The sequence below is a fragment of the Paenibacillus sp. FSL R10-2771 genome (assembly GCF_038000205.1).
In the GTDB taxonomy this organism is placed as follows: Bacteria; Bacillota; Bacilli; order Paenibacillales; family Paenibacillaceae; genus Paenibacillus_AQ; species Paenibacillus_AQ phytohabitans.
The window spans coordinates 1,205,866-1,224,085 of sequence record NZ_JBBOBM010000001.1 but is presented as its reverse complement, the minus strand read 5'-3'; the positions used below and the strand labels follow the sequence as shown (position 1 = coordinate 1,224,085).

Below are 18,220 nucleotides of genomic sequence, written 5' to 3'. Positions count from 1 at the left end.
TCAAGGTCCCGGGCATAGGTGAACGGTCTGCGCTAACGCAAACCGTCCTTGTAGCAGCCTGTAGCGGCGGCCCTTACCCTATTTATTATTGTCCGACAAAAGCAGGCATCGACTGTGACGAGAAGTTGATCGTCTGCAGCATTCTCAGCAGCGCGGTTACAGTATCCAGCGAAGTCATACATACAACGCCGTTCTCAACCGCTTCCCGGCGGATACGGAACCCGTCACGCTCAGGCGTCTTGCCTTTGGTCAGTGTATTGAAGACGAAGTTCGCCTGACCGCTGCGGATCAGATCCAGAATGGTCGGCTCACCTTCATCCAGCTTGTTGACGTTCATCACGTTCAGCCCGGCCTGCTCAAGCGCAAGCGCAGTACCGCCGGTAGCGATGATTTTGTAGCCCATGGCATGGAAGCCTTTCATCAGCTCAACCGCTTCAGCTTTGTCTTTATCTGCTACGGTAACGATGATTGCTCCGGTGGCCGGAATCTTCATTCCCGCACCGATCAGCCCTTTGTAGAGCGCTTTGGCATACAGCTTGTCGCGGCCCATAACTTCGCCGGTCGATTTCATTTCCGGTCCAAGCGTCGGTTCTACTCTGCGCAGCTTGGCAAAGGAGAACACTGGCACTTTTACCGAAACGTAGTCACTTTCCGGCCACAGCCCTTCTGTGTACCCGTCTTCCTTCAGCTTGCCGCCGAGGATGATCTTGGTTGCCAGATTAGCCATTGGAATGCCTGTCACCTTGCTCAGGAAAGGAACCGTACGCGAGGAGCGCGGGTTAACCTCGATCACATACACTTCGTTCTGATAGATGACAAACTGGATGTTGACCAGTCCGATTGTCTTCAGTTCCTTAGCGATCTTGATCGTGATCTCGGAGATCTTCTGCTTCAGGCCTTCATCCAGATATTGCGGCGGATAGACGGCGATGGAGTCACCGGAGTGAACCCCTGCGCGTTCTACATGCTCCATAATTCCCGGAATCACTACGGTCTCGCCATCGCAGATCGCGTCGACTTCAACCTCTTTGCCCAGCATGTAACGGTCGATCAGCACCGGATGCTCCGGATTAACCTTCACCGCTTCAACCATATAGCTCAGCAGCTCTGTATCGTTGTAGACAATCTCCATTGCACGGCCGCCGAGGACATATGATGGACGAACCAGCACCGGATACCCCAGCGCTTGCGCTGTTTCAACGGCTTCGTCAATGTTGATAACCGTCTTGCCTTTTGGCTGTGCGATATCCAGACGGGCCAGAAGTGCTTCGAATTTCTTGCGGTTCTCCGCTTCATCGATGCTCTCCAGGCTCGTGCCCAGAATGTTCACACCTGCTGCTGCGAGCGGTGCAGCCAGATTGATTGCTGTCTGTCCGCCGAACTGTACGATAACCCCGATCGGATTCTCCTGGGCGATAACGTTCATGACATCCTCGAAGAACAGCGGTTCAAAGTACAGGCGGTCTGATGTATTGAAATCCGTTGACACCGTCTCAGGATTATTATTGATAATTACGGCTTCATAGCCGGCTTTCTGGATGGCCCATACTGCATGCACGGTAGAGTAGTCGAACTCAATACCCTGGCCGATCCGGATTGGACCGGAGCCGAGCACGATAACCTTCTGTTTATCGGAATGTATCACTTCATTCTCGGTCTCATAGGTCGAGTAGTAGTATGGCGTTGAAGCTTCGAATTCGGCGGCGCAGGTATCGACCATTTTGAATACCGGAACCAGACCCTGCTGCAGACGCAGCACGCGTACTTCGGATTCCTTGGTGAATGCCCCGCCCGGACGCCCTTCGGCACGGATCTCGGCAATCGCCCGGTCGGTGAAGCCCTTGCGTTTAGCCTGATAGAGAATTTCTGCGGACAAGGTTTCTTCCGCGCGGATCTCGTCCTCGAAGTTCACGAGGCCTTCGATCTTGGACAGGAACCACCAGTCAATATTCGTCGTATCCTGAATATCCTGCAGCCCGTAGCCGCGGCGGAACGCTTCTGCAATCAGGAACAGGCGCTCATCATCCGCTTTGGCGAGTCTATTACGCAGTACACTGTCTTCAAGCAGCTCTGCGCCAGGCAGACGGAAACGGTGCACACCGATCTCCAACGACCGGATCGCCTTGTGAATCGACTCTTCGAAGGTACGCCCGATGGCCATCACTTCTCCGGTTGCCTTCATCTGGGTACCCAGCTTACGGTTCGCAGAGATGAACTTGTCGAAGGGCCAGCGCGGGATTTTGCTGACGATATAATCCAGTGTCGGCTCGAAGCAGGCATATGTCTGTCCGGTAACCGGATTGACGATTTCATCGAGCGTGTAGCCGAGGGCGATTTTGGCGGCCATCTTGGCAATCGGATACCCGGTCGCCTTCGACGCCAGCGCCGACGAGCGGCTTACGCGCGGATTCACTTCAATGACATAGTATTGATAGCTCTGCGGGTCCAGTGCGAACTGCACGTTACAGCCGCCTTCGATATTCAGCGCGCGGATAATCTTCAGTGAAGCGCTGCGCAGCATCTGGTACTCACGGTCAGACAACGTCTGGCTTGGCGCTACTACGATACTGTCGCCTGTATGTACGCCAACCGGATCAAAGTTCTCCATGTTGCAGACTACGATACAGTTGTCATTCTTATCACGCATGACTTCATATTCGACTTCCTTCATGCCGGCGATGCTCTTCTCCACCAGACATTGGCCGATCGGACTGTAACGGATACCTGCTTTGACGGTTTCACGCAGCTCTTCCTCATTGTCGCAGATCCCGCCGCCTGTTCCGCCCAGCGTGTAGGCCGGACGGACGATCAGCGGATAGCCGATGCCGGCGGCGAAGCCCATCGCTTCTTCCACACTTGTGATGATGGCACTCTCAGGAACAGGCTGATCCAGCTCACGCATCAGCTCGCGGAACAAGTCGCGGTCTTCTGCTTTCTCAATGGATTCCAGCTGTGTACCCAGAAGCTTCACATTCTCGGATTTCAGTACGCCTGCACGGGCCAGCTCCACTGCCATGTTGAGGCCGGTCTGTCCGCCCAGTGTCGGCAGCAGTCCGTCCGGACGCTCCTGGCGGATAATCGCCGTCACGAATTCGAGCGTAATCGGTTCAATATATACTTTGTCAGCCATATTGGTATCGGTCATGATCGTAGCCGGGTTGCTGTTAATCAGCACAACCTCTACGCCTTCTTCTTTGAGCGCCTGGCAGGCTTGTGTGCCCGCATAGTCAAACTCGGCGGCTTGGCCGATGACAATCGGACCGGAGCCGATAACCAGAATTTTTTTGAGTTTATCGTTCTTAGGCATGTTATAGTGCTCCTTTCACGGCTTCAAGCTGTGCTGCAGGTTTCGGTGCCGTGATTCTGGCATTGGCCGCAAGCTGCGCCTGGCGCGAGCCTGCCGGCAGTTTCGCCTTGTGGTCTGCGATCATCTGCAGGAAACGGTCGAACAAGTAGCTGCTGTCATGCGGTCCCGGCGCCGCTTCCGGATGGTATTGCACCGAAAAAGCGGGGTAACGGGTATGCTTCAGTCCTTCGACGGTCTTATCATTGTTGTTAATATGCGTTACTTCCAGATCCGTGTTCACTACGGATTCTTCATTAACCGTGTAACCATGGTTCTGCGATGTGATGAAGCAGCGTCCGCTCTCCAGCTCTTTGACCGGATGGTTACCGCCGCGATGGCCGAATTTGAGCTTCTCGGTATCGGCGCCGCATGCCAGCGCGAACAGCTGATGACCCAGACAGATGCCGAAGATCGGATATTCGCCGAGCAGCTCGGATATGGTTTTAACCGCATAAGGCACATCCTTAGGGTCCCCAGGGCCGTTCGACAGCTGGATTCCGTCCGGATTCAGGCGGCGGATCTCATCTGCAGTCACATCGTGAGGCACGACAACCACATCACAGCCGCGGCTGTTCAGCTCGCGCAGAATGCCTGTCTTCGCGCCGTAATCTACCAGCACGATACGTTCCTTATTCCCCGGGCTGCTATATGTCTTGGTTGTGGAGGTACGGGCTACCTGATTGCGCAATTCTTCAATTGTAGTATCGCCCATCATTTCCATCAGTTCTTCCACACGTTTATTCGAAGTGGTGAGGATCGCCTTCATCGTGCCGTGATGGCGGATAATGCGGGTCAGCATCCGGGTATCAATCTCGCTGATTCCGGGAATGCCGTATTCCTTCAGCAGATCGTCTACACTGTATTCAGCACGCCAGTTGCTGGGCACAGTCTCGTGACGACGCACCACAAAGCCGTGCACAAAAGGGCGCACAGATTCGAAATCATCACGGGTAATGCCGTAATTTCCGATCAGCGGATACGTCATTGTGACGATCTGGCCGCAGTACGAAGGGTCCGACAGCACCTCCTGATATCCCGTAATTCCTGTGTTAAATACAACCTCGCCCGTCTTTTCGCCTTCCGCGCCAAATGCGGTGCCTGTAAACAGCGTTCCGTCCTGAAGCAGCAATCTCGCCTGCATTCCCTTCCACTCCTTCTTGTTTCTGTAGTCTGATTCTTATGTCACGGCCGGCAGCCTGGCTGCCATAACCGTCAGTTATACTTCACTCCATACGGCTCTGCCGTCTACCCAAGTCTTCACCGGCCAGCCCTTAAGCTTCCATCCGCCAAAAGGAGTATTCCGCCCTTTGCTGGCAAACGTTGCCGGGTCCACTTCCTTCTCTTCATTCAAATCAATCAGTGTCAGATCGGCAGGCGCCCCTACTGCAAGGCTGCCAGTGTTCAATCTGAACACCCGGGCCGGATCAGCGGTCATCCGCTGGACCAGCAGGGACAGATCCCATTTGCCAGTGGCCACAAAAGCGGTATACAGCAGCGGGAAGGCTGTCTCAAAACCGACAATGCCAAACGGTGCAAGCTGCATGCCTTTTGCTTTCTCTTCCGCACTGTGCGGTGCGTGATCGGTAACGATGATATCTAGTGTGCCGTCCAGCAGTCCTTCGATGCAGGCCTCCACATCGCGGCGCGAGCGCAGCGGCGGGTTCATTTTCCAGTTCGCGTCCATTCCCGGAATGTCTTCCTCCGAGAGCAGCAGATGATGCGGGCACACCTCAGCAGTCACCTTGATGCCGATCTGCTTAGCCTGACGGATCAGCCGTACCGATTGCTCGGTGCTGACGTGGCAAACATGGTAGTGAACGCCAGTAGCCTCAGACAGCAGTATGTCGCGGCCTACATGGATGGCTTCCGACTCATTCGGAATTCCCTTAAGCCCATGCTTGTCGGCAAACGTACCTTCCGCTACCGCGCAGCCCTCAACCAGCGAGTTGTCCTCGCAGTGCGCGATGACCGGCATATCCATTCCTGCCGCCAGCTTCATGGCATCCTTCATCATTTGTGCGCTCTGTACGCCTACACCGTCGTCGGTGAAGCCGATCGCTCCAGCCGCTTTCAGTGCCGCAAAATCAGTCAGCTCAAGTCCGAGCTCATTCTTCGTAATGGCCGCATAAGGCAGCACCTTCACGAGTCCGGCTTCACGCGCCTTGTCTTTTACCAATTGAACGATCTCTGCACTGTCTGTTACCGGGCGTGTATTCGGCATGCAGGCGATGGTCGTGAATCCGCCCTTGGCCGCCGAACGTGCGCCGGTCTCAATCGTTTCCTTATGCTCAAACCCCGGTTCACGTAAATGCACATGCATATCGATCAGTCCCGGAATCAGCAGCTTGCCTTCCGCTTCAATAATCTCCCCGGCTTCTTCAACCGCTTCCGCGGCATCCAGAATCTTAGAGATTACCCCGTCCAACACTACAATATGCTTACGCTCCAGCACGCCTTCTTGGCCCAGTACACTGGCGTTTTTAATGATCACGGTTATGATTCTCCTTTGTGCCTCAGGCCGCAGCCGTAAGCTCTTAAGTTATTATATAATAAAAATTCATCTTTGTGTATATTTATTAATAAAGTTATGTGAGGTTTTTTTGCGGAATCTTGCTATTGAAGTGCTCTCTCCATCACTGCCATCCGTACCGGGACTCCATTCGCCATCTGCGGGAAAATCCGTGACTGGCTGCTCTCCACCACTGCATCATCGATCTCGACATTGCGGTTGACCGGCGCCGGGTGCATGATGATCGTCCCCTTGTCCAGCTTCGCAGCGCGTTCTTCCGTAAGTCCGAAGTGCTCCCGGTACTCTGCTGCCGATAAAATAATACCGGAGGAATGCCGTTCCAGCTGCACTCTCAGCATCATAACCACATCCGCTTTCAGCGCTTCTTCCATTGAAACGTATGGGGCGTAGGCGGCAAGCTCAGGAGCCTGCATATTCGCCGGTGCGCAAAACTGAACGCTTGCACCCATCTTCGTCAGTGCCCACAGGTTGGAGCGTGCCACCCGGCTATGCATAATATCTCCGATAATCGACACTTTCAGGCCCTTCAGTTCTCCAAAATGCTTGCGCATCGTGTACAGATCCAGCAGCGCCTGTGTAGGGTGCTCATTGTTGCCGTCTCCGGCATTAATCAGCGGGATGCTTACCTTCTCGGCCAACTGCTGCAGCACGCCTGCAGGCTTCAAACGCACAACTCCGGCATCGATCCCCATCGATTCTAAGGTGCGTACGGTATCGTAGATCGACTCGCCTTTTTCTACACTGGAAGCTGCCGCCGTGAAGTTCAGGACCTGAACGCCCAGCCGTTTCTCGGCCATTTCGAAGGAGAAGCGGGTCCGTGTGCTATTCTCAAAAAACATGTTGGCAACAAAATGCGCTCTCAGTACCGGCGTGAGCTTCTCGCTCTGATTGTCCCAGTAAGCCGTTCTGTTCAAAAGCTGGCTGATTTCCGAAGCGTCCAGCTCCTTAATCCCCAGCAGACTGCGTTCCTTCACTTTGGTTGCCGTCATCATTGTTATCGTTCCTCCCGGTTTGAAATAATGTACACTTCGTCCTTGCCGTCGTATTCGGTCAGTGACACTTCAATCTGCTCATGCCTGGAGGTAGGTACGTTCTTGCCGATATAGTCGGGGCGGATGGGCAGTTCCCGGTGTCCGCGGTCAGCCAGTACCGCCAGCTGGATCATCCGCGGCCGTCCGCAATCCATCAGCGCATCCATCGCCGCCCGGATGGTTCTGCCGGTGTACAGCACATCGTCGAACAGAATCACTTTCTTGTCCTGGATGCCGTTGCTGCCCGGGGGCAGGGTCAGATTGCTGTTGACCACAGCCTTGTCCATCGACTCCCTGTTGTCACCGCCGCCTTCGCGGTCATCGCGGTAATGCGTGATATCCAGCTCACCGTAAGGTATATCCACGCCTTCAATCTCCTTGATGCGCTCCGCAATCCGCTGGGCCAGATAAATCCCTCTTGTACGGATGCCGACCAGCAGACAATTCTCAATACCCTTGTTCTTCTCCAAAATCTCATGTGCAATGCGTGACAGTGCCCGGCGAATCGCCGTTTCGTCCATAATGACATTTTTTTCAGTAACCATCATCGTGCCATCCTCCTGCTTGATCGCCTGTTCAAGTTCCCGGATAAACAAAAAACTCCTTGCCCGAAACAGGCAAGGAGTGAAATCCGCAGATTCAAAAAGATGGCGTGTCCGCGCGCATAAAAAGGCTCTCCGTACTCATACGGATTCCTGCTTCCATGTTCGCGAACCTCGATTCACGTTACCTTGCCAGCCTCACGGGACTGAATTAAAGGCGCATATTCAACTATAGGGAATTATGACAGATGAAAGGGGTGGTGTCAAATTTTCTTCACAGGCAAAGGGCGGCTGCGTTTTGGTGAAGGGCGCGGCTGCGGTGATTTTGGACTTCCGGCCGCTGTTGTCTCCAGATTTATTTGATTAACCGCTAAGCGGATTAAATCCGGAGACAAAGGCGGACGCTAACGCTCCTACAGTTCCAAAAACCCCTCCGCCGCTTCCACCTAAACGGGGAGGGGTGGGGCAGGCAAGGCGGCACTATAGCGCTGCGCTGATAGTGCATATTTGGAACTAAAGCTATCCTGAAAAGCATGGCCTTTTCATTAAACATGTCTTTCTAAGCTAACATTTTCTTACATACAACAATGCTGCAAAAAGAATGAACCTTTTATTCAGATTCCTTCCGCAATAATGTCAAAAGATCATCAAAGATTCCGGGTGTCGTGAATACGGCCTCTTCACCATAGGGTTCATTAGGAATGTGTTCGGGCACCACATGTACATTGCAACTTAATGCTCCCGCCTCCCGCGCAATCAAGCCTGCGGCGGCTACGTCCCACGGTGAAAGACTTTCCGTATGCGCATCTAATTTACCGGACGCCACATAACAAATGTCTACTGTCGGGGCGGCAAAACGCCTAATGTCACGACAGCTTCTTCTGAGTCGGTTCACTCTTTCGATTGCTGGTTCCACTTTTGCTGGATCATGCGGAAAACCTGTGCCTATGACAGCATCAAACAGCGAAGTACATGTACGAATTCGTAAACGCTCACCATTGCAATATGAGCCTTCCCCTTTAATCCCAACATAAGTACAGTGCAAATCCGGCGCATATACTGCTCCTGCCAGTACTACGCCATCAAGGGCAAAAGCCAATGAAACGCCGTAATGCGGCAGGTTGCGGGCAAAATTAACTGTTCCATCTAAGGGATCAATTACCCAAACCGGACCGTCAAACTTGAAATTATCCCAGTTATGTACTCCATTTTCCTCCGAAAGAATTCGATGACCTTGAAATTTACCCATTATGGCTTCTTGAATGATTCTTTCCGATAACAAATCAGCGGATGTCACAAGTTCACCATAATCCTTGTAATTCACTTCAATTTTTTCCCGGCTGCGCAATTCGGAAATCCTGTCACCCGCTTTTGTTACAGCCTGCTCTGCAAACAACGCTAATTCTCGAAGGTCGAACTTCATTTCGTTCATTTTCCTCCTTATCGTGCGTTTCTTTTAAGTAATTTCTTAAAAACAGTAATGATTATGGTATCTGCTTAATAAGGAATCATCAACATTTTGAGAGACAACTTTGATGATCTTGCTTGCTTCAATTTAATCATACCTTCAAAAAATAATCATTGCGTAATTTATAAAATTATCCAGCTTATAAAAAATTCGTAAAATGATTGAACTATCCTGCCCGCTGGCTTATTTTCGTTCCCGCCCCGCCTCTGCTATGATTAAAAATGGAGGCGAACAAATCATGGACCTGGAGTTTATTACAGTAGATAAATGGGATGAACAGCTCTGGAAGCAGATGGAGCCGGTGTACCGGGAGGCTTTTCCCAGCGGAGCCAAACCGGAAGGGATTCTGCGCGGTATGCTGGAGCGGCGAATTGCTTATCTACATGCGGGACTGGATCAGCAAGGGCAAGTTGCCGCTATGGCCGTTACTGCGGTCGTGGAAAAGACTGAAGATAAGGTACTGATCATAGATTACTTGGCGGTCGATAAGAAGCTGCGCGGGGCGGGTACGGGAACCCGGTTCCTCGGACAGATCAGGGACTGGGCAGTGCGAGATCACGGCATCCGAGGGATTATTATCGAAGCTGAATCCGGAACCTCGGATACACACAAGGAGCGCATTCGTTTCTGGGAGCGGAACGGATTCGTCCTGACCTCCTATGTCCACCAGTATATCTGGGTGCCGGAGCCGTATCAGGCGATGCTGCTGCCGCTGGATGGTAGCGGACATGTACCGGATGACGGCGAAGCATTGTTCCATCATATTAATGCCTTTCACAGCAAGGCCTACCGGAAGGGTTAGGCTATTGTTCATTAGGTCAGCCGGGAGTTCCCGGCTGGCTTATCTTTATATTCGAGGCTGCTAACGCCACCTCATTCTCAACACCGTCCCGTGCATGCTGTCCCCCCTGTTACCGGCCTGCCTGTCCAAGTAATGTTGCACATTTTACAGGATTTTTGCTCCGCAAATACATCATTGGACTAAATGTTGTATTTTTTACAGCATTTAGGATGAATATTTACTTTTCTGAAGCGGATTGTTGTAAAAAGTGCAGGATTTGCGCTTTCAGGGCCTGTTTCGTCTGAGTAAAGTTGCAGTTTGTACAACATTTGACCAGACGGAGTGGATAGTGAGGCTCGGGAGCGATCGGCTGCCATAACAAAAAGCCGCTGCAGATTTCTCTGCAGCGGCCCATCAACCAAACTTAAAATTCGAATTCAACGTCGCTCAGGCGTCTTTGAATTTCGGAAATTACACGCTTCTCATCTTCCTCGCCTTTGGCAACGAAAGTCACGGAGAAACGGACGAACGCGCCGGCATCATCCCAAGGCACGGTGGAGATCAGCTTCTCGCGGATCAGGAACTGTGAGAAGTCCTCGCCGGATTCGAAGCGGCGTCCGCCTTTAACCCCTTTTGGAGCAGCTACATACAGGAAGAATGAACCCTTCGGTTTCTCTGCCTTGAAGCCCAGGCTGTTCAGTGCATCCACCAGCATGTTGTGGCGGCGGGAGTACTTGGCGGCAATCGCTTCGGTAATCTCAGGATGAGACAGACCGTATGCGGCAGCTTTTTGAATCGCGATGAATTGACCGGAGTCATTGTTGTCCTTCACATCACTGAACGCCTTAACGATCAGCGGGTTGCCGGCAACGAAACCGATTCTCCAGCCAGTCATGTTGTAGGACTTGGACAGGGAGTGCAGCTCAACGCCGACATCCTTGGCACCAGGTACGGACAGGAAGCTCAGCGGCTTCACGCCATCATACGTCAGCGCTGCATAAGGAGCGTCATGGATAACGACTACATCATATTTCTTCGCCCAGGCTACTACTTCGCTGAAAAATTCAGGAGTTGCGCTTGCGCCTGTAGGATTGTTCGGATAGTTCAGGTAGAGCAGCTTCGCCTTTTGGGCTACGTCTTCGGGAATAGAGTTCAGGTCAGGCAGGAAGTTGTTCTCCTTCTTAAGCTCAACGGAGTAGACTTGTCCACCCAGATATTTGGTGTGAGTGCCCAGCACCGGATAACCCGGAACGGTCATGATGGTGATGTCACCCGGATTAATGAAGACCGATGGCAGCATAGCCAGTGCAGGCTTCGAACCGATGGAATGTACGATTTCATTTACAGGGTCGATGCCGTCTACCTGGAATACTTCCTTCAGATAAACTGCAGCCGCTGCTTTGAATTCAGGAATCCCGTTGTCGGAATATCCGCGGTTTTCTTCTTTGGCAGCTTCAAGGGCAAGTCTGGCCACAATGCCTTCATCCGCCATTTCGTCCGGCTCGCCGACGCCCATGTCGATCAATTCAATGTTAGGAAAATCCTGCTTCGCCGATGCTTTGGCGCGTTTGATTTTCTCGAATTTGTAGATGGAAGTGTCCTTGCCATATCCGGCGCCGCCGATGCGGTCCGCAAAATTAGTCTGAATGAATGTTTCCTGATAGTGTTCAATACTCATAATCTTCGTCTCATCTCCTGGCTTTTGTTGTGAATCCATGATCTAAATATGAAGCAAAGCTGCCTTAGAAGCCATGGACTTATAATCTATTCATTTGTACTTATCTGCTGCGCAGTGTGTACAGCACTTCTTCCATATCTGCCGGAAGCGGCGCGCTGAACTCCTTATACTCTCCTGTGATAGGATGCACAAATCCCAGTACAGCGGCATGCAGAGCCTGTCCAGTCATCGTCGTGCCTTTGCTGCGTCCATAGATTGGATCGCCGACCAGCGGATGACCGATGAACTTCATATGCACACGGATCTGATGCGTCCGTCCGGTCTCGAGCTGCAGCTCAAGCAGTGTGCAGTCGCCGAAGCGCTCCAGCACCGTAAAATGCGTCACAGAACGTTTGCTGTTCTTCTCAGTGACCATATACAGCTTGCGGTCATGCGGATCACGGCCGATTGGCGCATCTACTGTGCCCTTATCATGAGACAGATTGCCATGCACTACTGCGATGTAGCGGCGGGTTACGCTGTGCTCCTTCAGCTGCGCGGCCAGCGAAGCATGACTGGCATCATTCTTGGCAGCCATAATCAGACCGGAGGTATCCTTGTCGATGCGGTGCACAATGCCCGGACGAATCTCGCCGTTAATGCCTGACAGGTCCTTGCAATGATACATCAGCGCATTGACCAGGGTGCCTGAGGGATGTCCTACTGCCGGATGCACCACCATACCACGCGGCTTATTCACCACGATAACGTCGCTGTCTTCATATACAACCTCAAGCGGGATATTCTCCGCAATTAAATCCGTAACTTCGGCTTCCGGAACCGTAACAGCCACCTTGTCGCCTTCATACAGCTTGTAGTTAGCTTTGACCGGAGCGCCGTTCACCGTCACATGACCACCGCTGATCCACAGCTGAACCTGCGAGCGGGAAACCTCTTCTTCCCAAGACTCCCTAATGTACTTATCAATCCGTTCCCGGGCATTCTCCGCGGCAACCATCCATTCGGTGACGTCTCTTTCTTCTTCGAGGGCGCCAGAAACCGCCTGCTCATTGACGTCTTTATTCAAAATCATTCATTCCCTTCTCTGACTTCCTGTGATTCCTTAACTTCGGTGACTTCCTGCTCGCCTTTCACATCCAGCAGCGTATCGAGAATAATCAGGGCTACCCCGACCACGATGCAGGAATCGGCTACGTTGAAGATCGGGAAGGTATAGCTGCCGAAATTGAACATCAGGAAATCCACAACTTCACCGTTCAGAATCCGGTCGAGGAAGTTTCCGACGGCTCCTCCAAGCACCAGCGACAATGCCGTAGGCAGCAATTTGCGGGTCTTCCGGGCCTTGTTCAGATACCAGACGATACCGGCAACAACTATAACCGTAATTACAATGAAGAACCACTGTTGTCCTTCAAGAATTCCGAAAGCGGCTCCACGATTGCGGTGGGACGTGATAATGAAGAAATCCTTTATAACCGGAATCTGCTCTGCAATCTCCAGCCGGGTAGCAATCAGATATTTGGTACCCTGGTCAATCAAAAATACAATTAGCGCAATCAGAAAGTACACCACAGAAGTTGTCACTCCGTTCTTATTTTTCCCGCGGTCCGCGGTACGAATACTGTATAAAGACTTGTATATTGTAGCACAGGCCTCAAGATACCGTCCATTGCAAGGCACTCTAAACCCGCCAAAGTCCGGGCACTATTTTCCATCGCTAAAAAAGGGCCCCTGCGGCCAAGCTATACAAGCGGAAACGGCTTTGCCCTTCTTTATAAAGACGGTACCGTTTCAGCGAGGATTAAGCCACCGAAAGGAGCTCACAGCAATGAGCCATCTGACATCAACCCAGCTCTCCGGGCTGCGCGCATTACTGCTACAGCAGCAGGAGGACATCAAGCACAGGCTGCAAAATAATGAGCATTACGGACTGCAGGAAGCTATGCGCGATACTACAGGAGAGCTGTCCGAGATCGACAACCATCCCGGCGATGCCGCCACCGAGCTGTATAACCGTTCCATGGATATTTCCCTGCTGGAGCGGGACGAGCATGAGCTGGACGATATCGAAGCGGCGCTGCGGGCGATGGATGAAGGCACCTATGGCATTTGCATAGCCAGCGGCGAACCGATTCCTTATGAACGTCTGGCCGCGATTCCATCCACCCGTTACACCAAAGAGCATGCTCCCCGCCAGAGCGCTCCGTTTACCCGCCCGGTGGAGGAGGAGCTGCTGTCTCCGCCTTTTGGACGGACCAGCCTGGATGAGCGGGAGGACCAGAACGGCTTCGACGGGGAGGATGCCTGGCAGATTGTAGAGAGCTGGGGCAATTCCGATTCCCCTGCCATGGCCGAAGGCAATAACATCAGCTCCTATAATGATATGGAGATCGAAGCGGACGAAACCGAAGGCTTCGTGGAGCCATGGGAGAATTTCGTCGCTACCGACATTACGGGAAATCATCTAACCATCATCAAAGGCAACAGTTACCGCCATTACATGGACGACGGGGAAGGTGACTACCTGCTGGACCCGCTCAAAAAAGAAAGGGAGTAGCCGTGTGCTGCTCTTTTTTAATTTGGACCCGGTTCAGAAGGTCTTCAGCTCCAGCTGATGCTGCACGATCCGCACAATGTCCGCAATATAGTCCCCGATAATCGGCAGATTCAATGCCCCGAGCACCTGAAGCACATAAATAATCGTCGCCGCAAAAAAAGTAAACCCGAGCGCAATCCCCAGCCCCCGGGCTACTCCGGATAAAATATTCAGCCAGATCAGCCGGAACGGCGAATGCAGCAGCTCCGTATATTCCGAAATCCGCGATTTCTCCATCTGCTGGGCCAGCTGGGTGGTCATCCGGTACAGCGCGTTCAGCTTTTCCTCCTGCGGCAGCTCTGCCGGATCACCGGCTGCTGCGAGCGCGGCTGCAGGCTTTTGAGAAGAAAATGGTGTCTGTATACGCTCCCCGGAATGCAGGAATTGCCGCTTCTCCTCCGGTACTTTACCGGTATCCCTGCCGCTGTCTACTCCCGAGGTCTGAATTGAAATTCTGCCCGGCCCCTCCGGCCTCTCCGGCTTCCCGGCCTCCGTATCTCCATCTTTCCATCCGCCCATGCCTCCGGCACCTCCCTCGAATCTCTATGACCCGCAAAGCAAACGAGCCCGGTTAAAGAGACTTCTCTCTTTAAGCACGGGGCTCGTCATTTTGCATTCTAACCCATAGAAGCTTTTCCTTTGCGGCTAGTATATGCCATATAGGGACAAGTGATGCAGGGTGTGTGTTACTTAAGCGCCGATATGAATTCCGATGCTCTTGCCGCCGGCATCCACAGTTTCATAGGTATAATCTCCGTCAAAATCAACCGTAGTCACCAGTACATTCTCGCGCAGCACATGCTCGAATGCGGTAACCGCCGCCTTAAGCTCGTCATCGACATGCAGCGTAAGAGCAATCCGTTTGTCGATCGGCAGATCCAGGCGTTTACGGTAATCCTGCACCGCACGTACGACTTCGCGTACCCAGCCTTCCTGCACCAGCTCCGGTGTGATTTCGGTGTTCAGTGCCACCGTCAATCCATAGCCGGAAGCCGAGGCAAAACCCGGTTTGGCCTGCTTCTCGACCAGCAGCTCCTCGGATGTGATCTGCAGCTCTTCCCCGTCCGGCGATACAATGGCGAGTCCGCCGTCCTGTACGGTTTTGCGGGTAGCGTCACTGTCCATGGCCTTAAGGTAGCCCTGCAGGAAGCCGACGTTCTTGCCGTATTTCTTGCCTGCGACCTTCAGGTTCAGCTTCAGGGTGAAGTCCACAAATCCGCTGTCGCTGTGCTCGATTACAATATGCTTCACGTTGATTTCGTCTTTGATCAGCTCTTCATAATCCGCCACATTGAAGTCATCATCAATCGATGCGATCAGCTCAGACAATGGCTGGCGGGTCTTGATGCCGCTCTCGTTGCGTACGTTACGGGCCAGTTCCACGATCCCTCTGGCGCTCTCCATATCTTTTTCCAGTGCAAGATCGATCAGGCTCTCATCCGCTACCGGGTAATCCGCGAGATGCACGCTTTCGCCGCCGCCCAGGTTCGTAAAGATATCCTCGGACAGCATTGGTGTGAACGGTGCCATCAGCGTAGCTGTGGTCAGCAGGACATGCGTAAGTGTGCGGTATGCGTCCAGCTTCTCTTCGCCCAGCCCGCTGCCCCAGAACCGGTCACGGGAACGGCGGATGTACCAGTTGCTCAGCTCATCTACGAAATTCTCAATTGCTTTGGACGTATTCACGAAATCGTTAACGGCAAGACCTTTATCCACCAGCAGGATCAGACTGTTCAATCGGGACAGAATCCAGCGGTCGAGCTTATGCTCTGACAGCTTGAACGGGTGATCCGCAGGATCGTAGCCGTCGATACCGGCATACAGCGTCAGGAACGCATGCGTGTTAACCAGGGTATCCACAACCTTGGACTTCGTCTCTCCCACCAGACCGCGCGAGAACCGTTTGTTGTTCCATGGCGCACTGTCAGACAGAATGGCCCAGCGGAACGCGTCGGTGCCGTATTCGTTCATGATCTCCCAAGGGTCGATGACATTGCCCTTGGACTTGGACATCTTCTGGCCGTTCTCATCGAAAATATGACCATGGGCGATTACCGCCTTGTAAGGCGCTTTGCCCGTGAACAGCGTCGATACGGCAAGCAGGCTGTAGAACCAGCCGCGTGTCTGGTCGATCCCTTCGCAGATCATATCCGCCGGATACTGGTCTGCGAATCTGTCCTCATTCTCAAACGGATAGTGACTCTGGGCGAACGGCATCGAGCCGCTGTCGAACCATACGTCGATGACTTCCGGTGTGCGCACCATTACGCCGCCTTCACTGAACGGACTCCGCAGCTTGATGTTGTCTACATACGGCTTATGCAGCTCGATATCCTCTGCTACTTCGCCGATCGCCATCGATCTCAGTTCAGCAATACTATGCGGAGCGAACTCCTTGCCGGTGTCCTGGCAGACCCAGACATTCAGCGGCGTGCCCCAGTAACGGTTACGGCTGATATTCCAGTCCACCAGCTCCTCCAGGAACTTGCCGAAGCGGCCTTCACGCACATGGTCCGGATACCAGTTCACACTGTTATTGTTGGCGATCAGCTGATCCTTGATCGCTGTTGTCTGGATGAACCAGCTGTCTGTTGCATAATAGAGCAGCGGAGTATCGCAGCGCCAGCAGAACGGATAGCTGTGCTCGTACTTCTCTTTACTGTAGAGCAGTCCCCGTTCGGACAATACCTTCACGATATCGAGGTCGACGTCTTTGACGAACCGTCCGGCAAAATCGCTCACCACACTGGTGTATTTACCGGAGGTATCCACCACATTCACGAAGCTGATGCCATTCTCGCGGCAGCTCTTGTAGTCATCTTCACCATGTGCCGGAGCCATATGCACGATCCCGGTACCGCTGGAATCCGTAACAAACGATGCGCCTACGATCACATTATGCTTCTCTGCCTTGATATAATCGAACGGCGGAGTGTAGCTCTGGCCGATAAAGTCCGCACCGGTATGGGTGGACAGGATCGTATACTCGCCTTTGAGCACCTCATCCACTAGATTCTTGGCCAGTACATATACGCCGTCTTCCTGTTGGGCACGCACATATTCCATATTCGGGTTCATTGCCAATGCCATATGCGCCGGAAGGGTCCAAGGTGTGGTCGTCCAGGCCAGCACATAATCGCCGCTGCCGTCCAGCTTGAACTTAGCTGTAGCACTCAGGTCCTTGACTGTCTTGTAGCCCTGCGCCACTTCATGGGAGCTCAGCGTCGTCTGACAGCTCGGGCAGTACGGGCTAACGCGGTGTCCGCGGTACATTAAGCCTTTGTCATGCACGGTAGCGAGGATATTCCACACGCTCTCGATGTAGGTGTTATCCAGCGTAACGTAAGGGTTATCCAGATCCGTCCAGTAGCCGATTGCTTCGGTGAACTCACGCCACTGCTTCTCATAGCCGAATACACTTTCCTTACATTCCTTGATGAATTTCTCTACACCGTATTCTTCGATGTCCTGCTTGCCGGAGATGCCAAGCTTCTTCTGCACGCCGAGTTCAACCGGCAGGCCGTGGGTATCCCAGCCCGCTTTGCGGATTACGCGGAAGCCCTTCATCGTCTGGTAGCGGCCGACGAAGTCCTTGATGACCCGGCCCAGCACATGCCCGATATGCGGCACGCCGTTCGCCGTCGGAGGTCCTTCATAGAACACATAGTTCGGGCGTCCCTCGCGGTTCTCCATGGATCTGCGGAACGTATTCTCGTCGCTCCATTTTTTCAGGATACGGACATCTCTGGCCCGTGCTTTTTCTTTTACATCTACTTTATGCATGATGGTCAATCCTTCCGTGGTTTAGTCTTTAAACCTTCTCGATCCCTCCCAAACCCTCCCTTCGCCAAGGGAGGGCCCCAAGGGCTCCGCCCTCTGGACACCCGGAAAGTTTGTCGATCTCCAGGGGAAAGGTGTTTGGTAAGTTAATTTTGTTGTAATGCCCGCTTACGCCGCAAGCGGCACGCTCTACCTCAGGCACCCGGCCCGCGAACCCGTTAGGGCAGCGCTGGGCCGGGGCCTCGCTCTTGCCGGGCACCCGGCCCGCGAACCCGTTAGGGCAGCGCTGGGCCGGGGCCTCGCTCTTGCCGGGTACCCGGCCCGCGCACCCGTTAGGGCAGCGCTGGGCCGGGGCCTTGCTCTTGCCGGGCACCCGGCCCGCGAACCCGTTAGGGCAGCGCTGGGCCGGGGCCTCGCTCTTGCCGGGTACCCGGCCCGCGAACCCGTTAGGGCAGCGCTGGGCCGGGG

The 18,220-nt window shown here is 53.3% G+C and carries 14 protein-coding genes; 3 read left to right on the top strand and 11 right to left on the bottom strand.

Annotated elements, in window-relative coordinates; genetic code table 11:
- Nucleotides 1-85: 85 nt before the first annotated feature.
- From carB to pyrR, 5 genes are all read right to left on the bottom strand, one after another.
- A complete protein-coding gene (gene carB, locus NSU14_RS05190; protein WP_340943318.1) occupies nucleotides 86-3,307 on the bottom strand; it encodes a carbamoyl-phosphate synthase large subunit in 3,222 nt (1,073 codons plus the stop codon).
- Nucleotide 3,308: 1 nt separating this feature from the next.
- Nucleotides 3,309-4,487: a glutamine-hydrolyzing carbamoyl-phosphate synthase small subunit gene (gene carA, locus NSU14_RS05185; protein ID WP_042139367.1), complete on the bottom strand. Its 1,179-nt coding sequence runs from the start codon at nucleotides 4,485-4,487 to the stop codon at nucleotides 3,309-3,311.
- A 75-nt stretch (nucleotides 4,488-4,562) separates the two neighbouring features.
- Nucleotides 4,563-5,843, bottom strand: coding sequence for a dihydroorotase (locus NSU14_RS05180; RefSeq protein WP_340948888.1), 1,281 nt, complete (start codon nucleotides 5,841-5,843; stop codon nucleotides 4,563-4,565).
- Nucleotides 5,844-5,959: 116 nt separating this feature from the next.
- On the bottom strand, nucleotides 5,960-6,868 hold the full coding sequence (locus tag NSU14_RS05175; protein WP_039304360.1) for an aspartate carbamoyltransferase catalytic subunit: 909 nt from the start codon (nucleotides 6,866-6,868) through the stop codon (nucleotides 5,960-5,962).
- Nucleotides 6,869-6,870: 2 nt separating this feature from the next.
- The gene (gene pyrR, locus NSU14_RS05170; protein ID WP_039304472.1) at nucleotides 6,871-7,452 is read right to left on the bottom strand and encodes a bifunctional pyr operon transcriptional regulator/uracil phosphoribosyltransferase PyrR; all 582 of its coding nucleotides are present in this window, start codon (nucleotides 7,450-7,452) and stop codon (nucleotides 6,871-6,873) included.
- Nucleotides 7,453-7,690: 238 nt separating this feature from the next.
- Between pyrR and NSU14_RS05165 the strand changes: the two genes are divergently transcribed.
- Nucleotides 7,691-7,816, top strand: a complete 126-nt coding sequence (locus NSU14_RS05165; protein WP_340943316.1) for a hypothetical protein — start codon at nucleotides 7,691-7,693, stop codon at nucleotides 7,814-7,816.
- A gap of 243 nt (nucleotides 7,817-8,059) precedes the next feature.
- Here the strand turns inward: NSU14_RS05165 and NSU14_RS05160 are convergent, their stop codons facing one another.
- A complete protein-coding gene (locus NSU14_RS05160) occupies nucleotides 8,060-8,881 on the bottom strand; it encodes an inositol monophosphatase family protein (protein ID WP_340943313.1) in 822 nt (273 codons plus the stop codon).
- A gap of 274 nt (nucleotides 8,882-9,155) precedes the next feature.
- On the opposite strand from NSU14_RS05160, the gene NSU14_RS05155 reads away from it, so the two are divergent.
- Entirely contained in the window at nucleotides 9,156-9,719 is a 564-nt protein-coding gene (locus NSU14_RS05155; RefSeq protein ID WP_340943311.1) for a GNAT family N-acetyltransferase, read from the top strand.
- Between the two features lie 403 nt (nucleotides 9,720-10,122).
- On the opposite strand, the gene NSU14_RS05150 is transcribed toward NSU14_RS05155, so the two are convergent.
- The 3 genes from NSU14_RS05150 to lspA form a co-directional block, all read right to left on the bottom strand.
- Nucleotides 10,123-11,376, bottom strand: coding sequence for an LL-diaminopimelate aminotransferase (locus NSU14_RS05150; protein ID WP_340943308.1), 1,254 nt, complete (start codon nucleotides 11,374-11,376; stop codon nucleotides 10,123-10,125).
- 100 nt (nucleotides 11,377-11,476) lie between these two features.
- A complete protein-coding gene (locus tag NSU14_RS05145) occupies nucleotides 11,477-12,448 on the bottom strand; it encodes an RluA family pseudouridine synthase (protein ID WP_340943305.1) in 972 nt (323 codons plus the stop codon).
- Entirely contained in the window at nucleotides 12,445-12,948 is a 504-nt protein-coding gene (gene lspA, locus NSU14_RS05140) for a signal peptidase II (RefSeq protein ID WP_076244020.1), read from the bottom strand. Before lspA ends, NSU14_RS05145 begins: the two co-directional genes overlap by 4 nt.
- Before the next feature lie 256 nt (nucleotides 12,949-13,204).
- On the opposite strand from lspA, the gene NSU14_RS05135 reads away from it, so the two are divergent.
- Nucleotides 13,205-13,933: a TraR/DksA C4-type zinc finger protein gene (locus NSU14_RS05135; RefSeq protein ID WP_042238479.1), complete on the top strand. Its 729-nt coding sequence runs from the start codon at nucleotides 13,205-13,207 to the stop codon at nucleotides 13,931-13,933.
- Nucleotides 13,934-13,966: 33 nt separating this feature from the next.
- On the opposite strand, the gene NSU14_RS05130 is transcribed toward NSU14_RS05135, so the two are convergent.
- Complete coding sequence (locus NSU14_RS05130; RefSeq protein WP_144026082.1) at nucleotides 13,967-14,269, bottom strand: DUF5665 domain-containing protein; 303 nt, start codon at nucleotides 14,267-14,269, stop codon at nucleotides 13,967-13,969.
- A 393-nt stretch (nucleotides 14,270-14,662) separates the two neighbouring features.
- Nucleotides 14,663-17,755, bottom strand: a complete 3,093-nt coding sequence (gene ileS / locus NSU14_RS05125) for an isoleucine--tRNA ligase (RefSeq protein WP_336103783.1) — start codon at nucleotides 17,753-17,755, stop codon at nucleotides 14,663-14,665.
- Nucleotides 17,756-18,220: the final 465 nt, after the last annotated feature.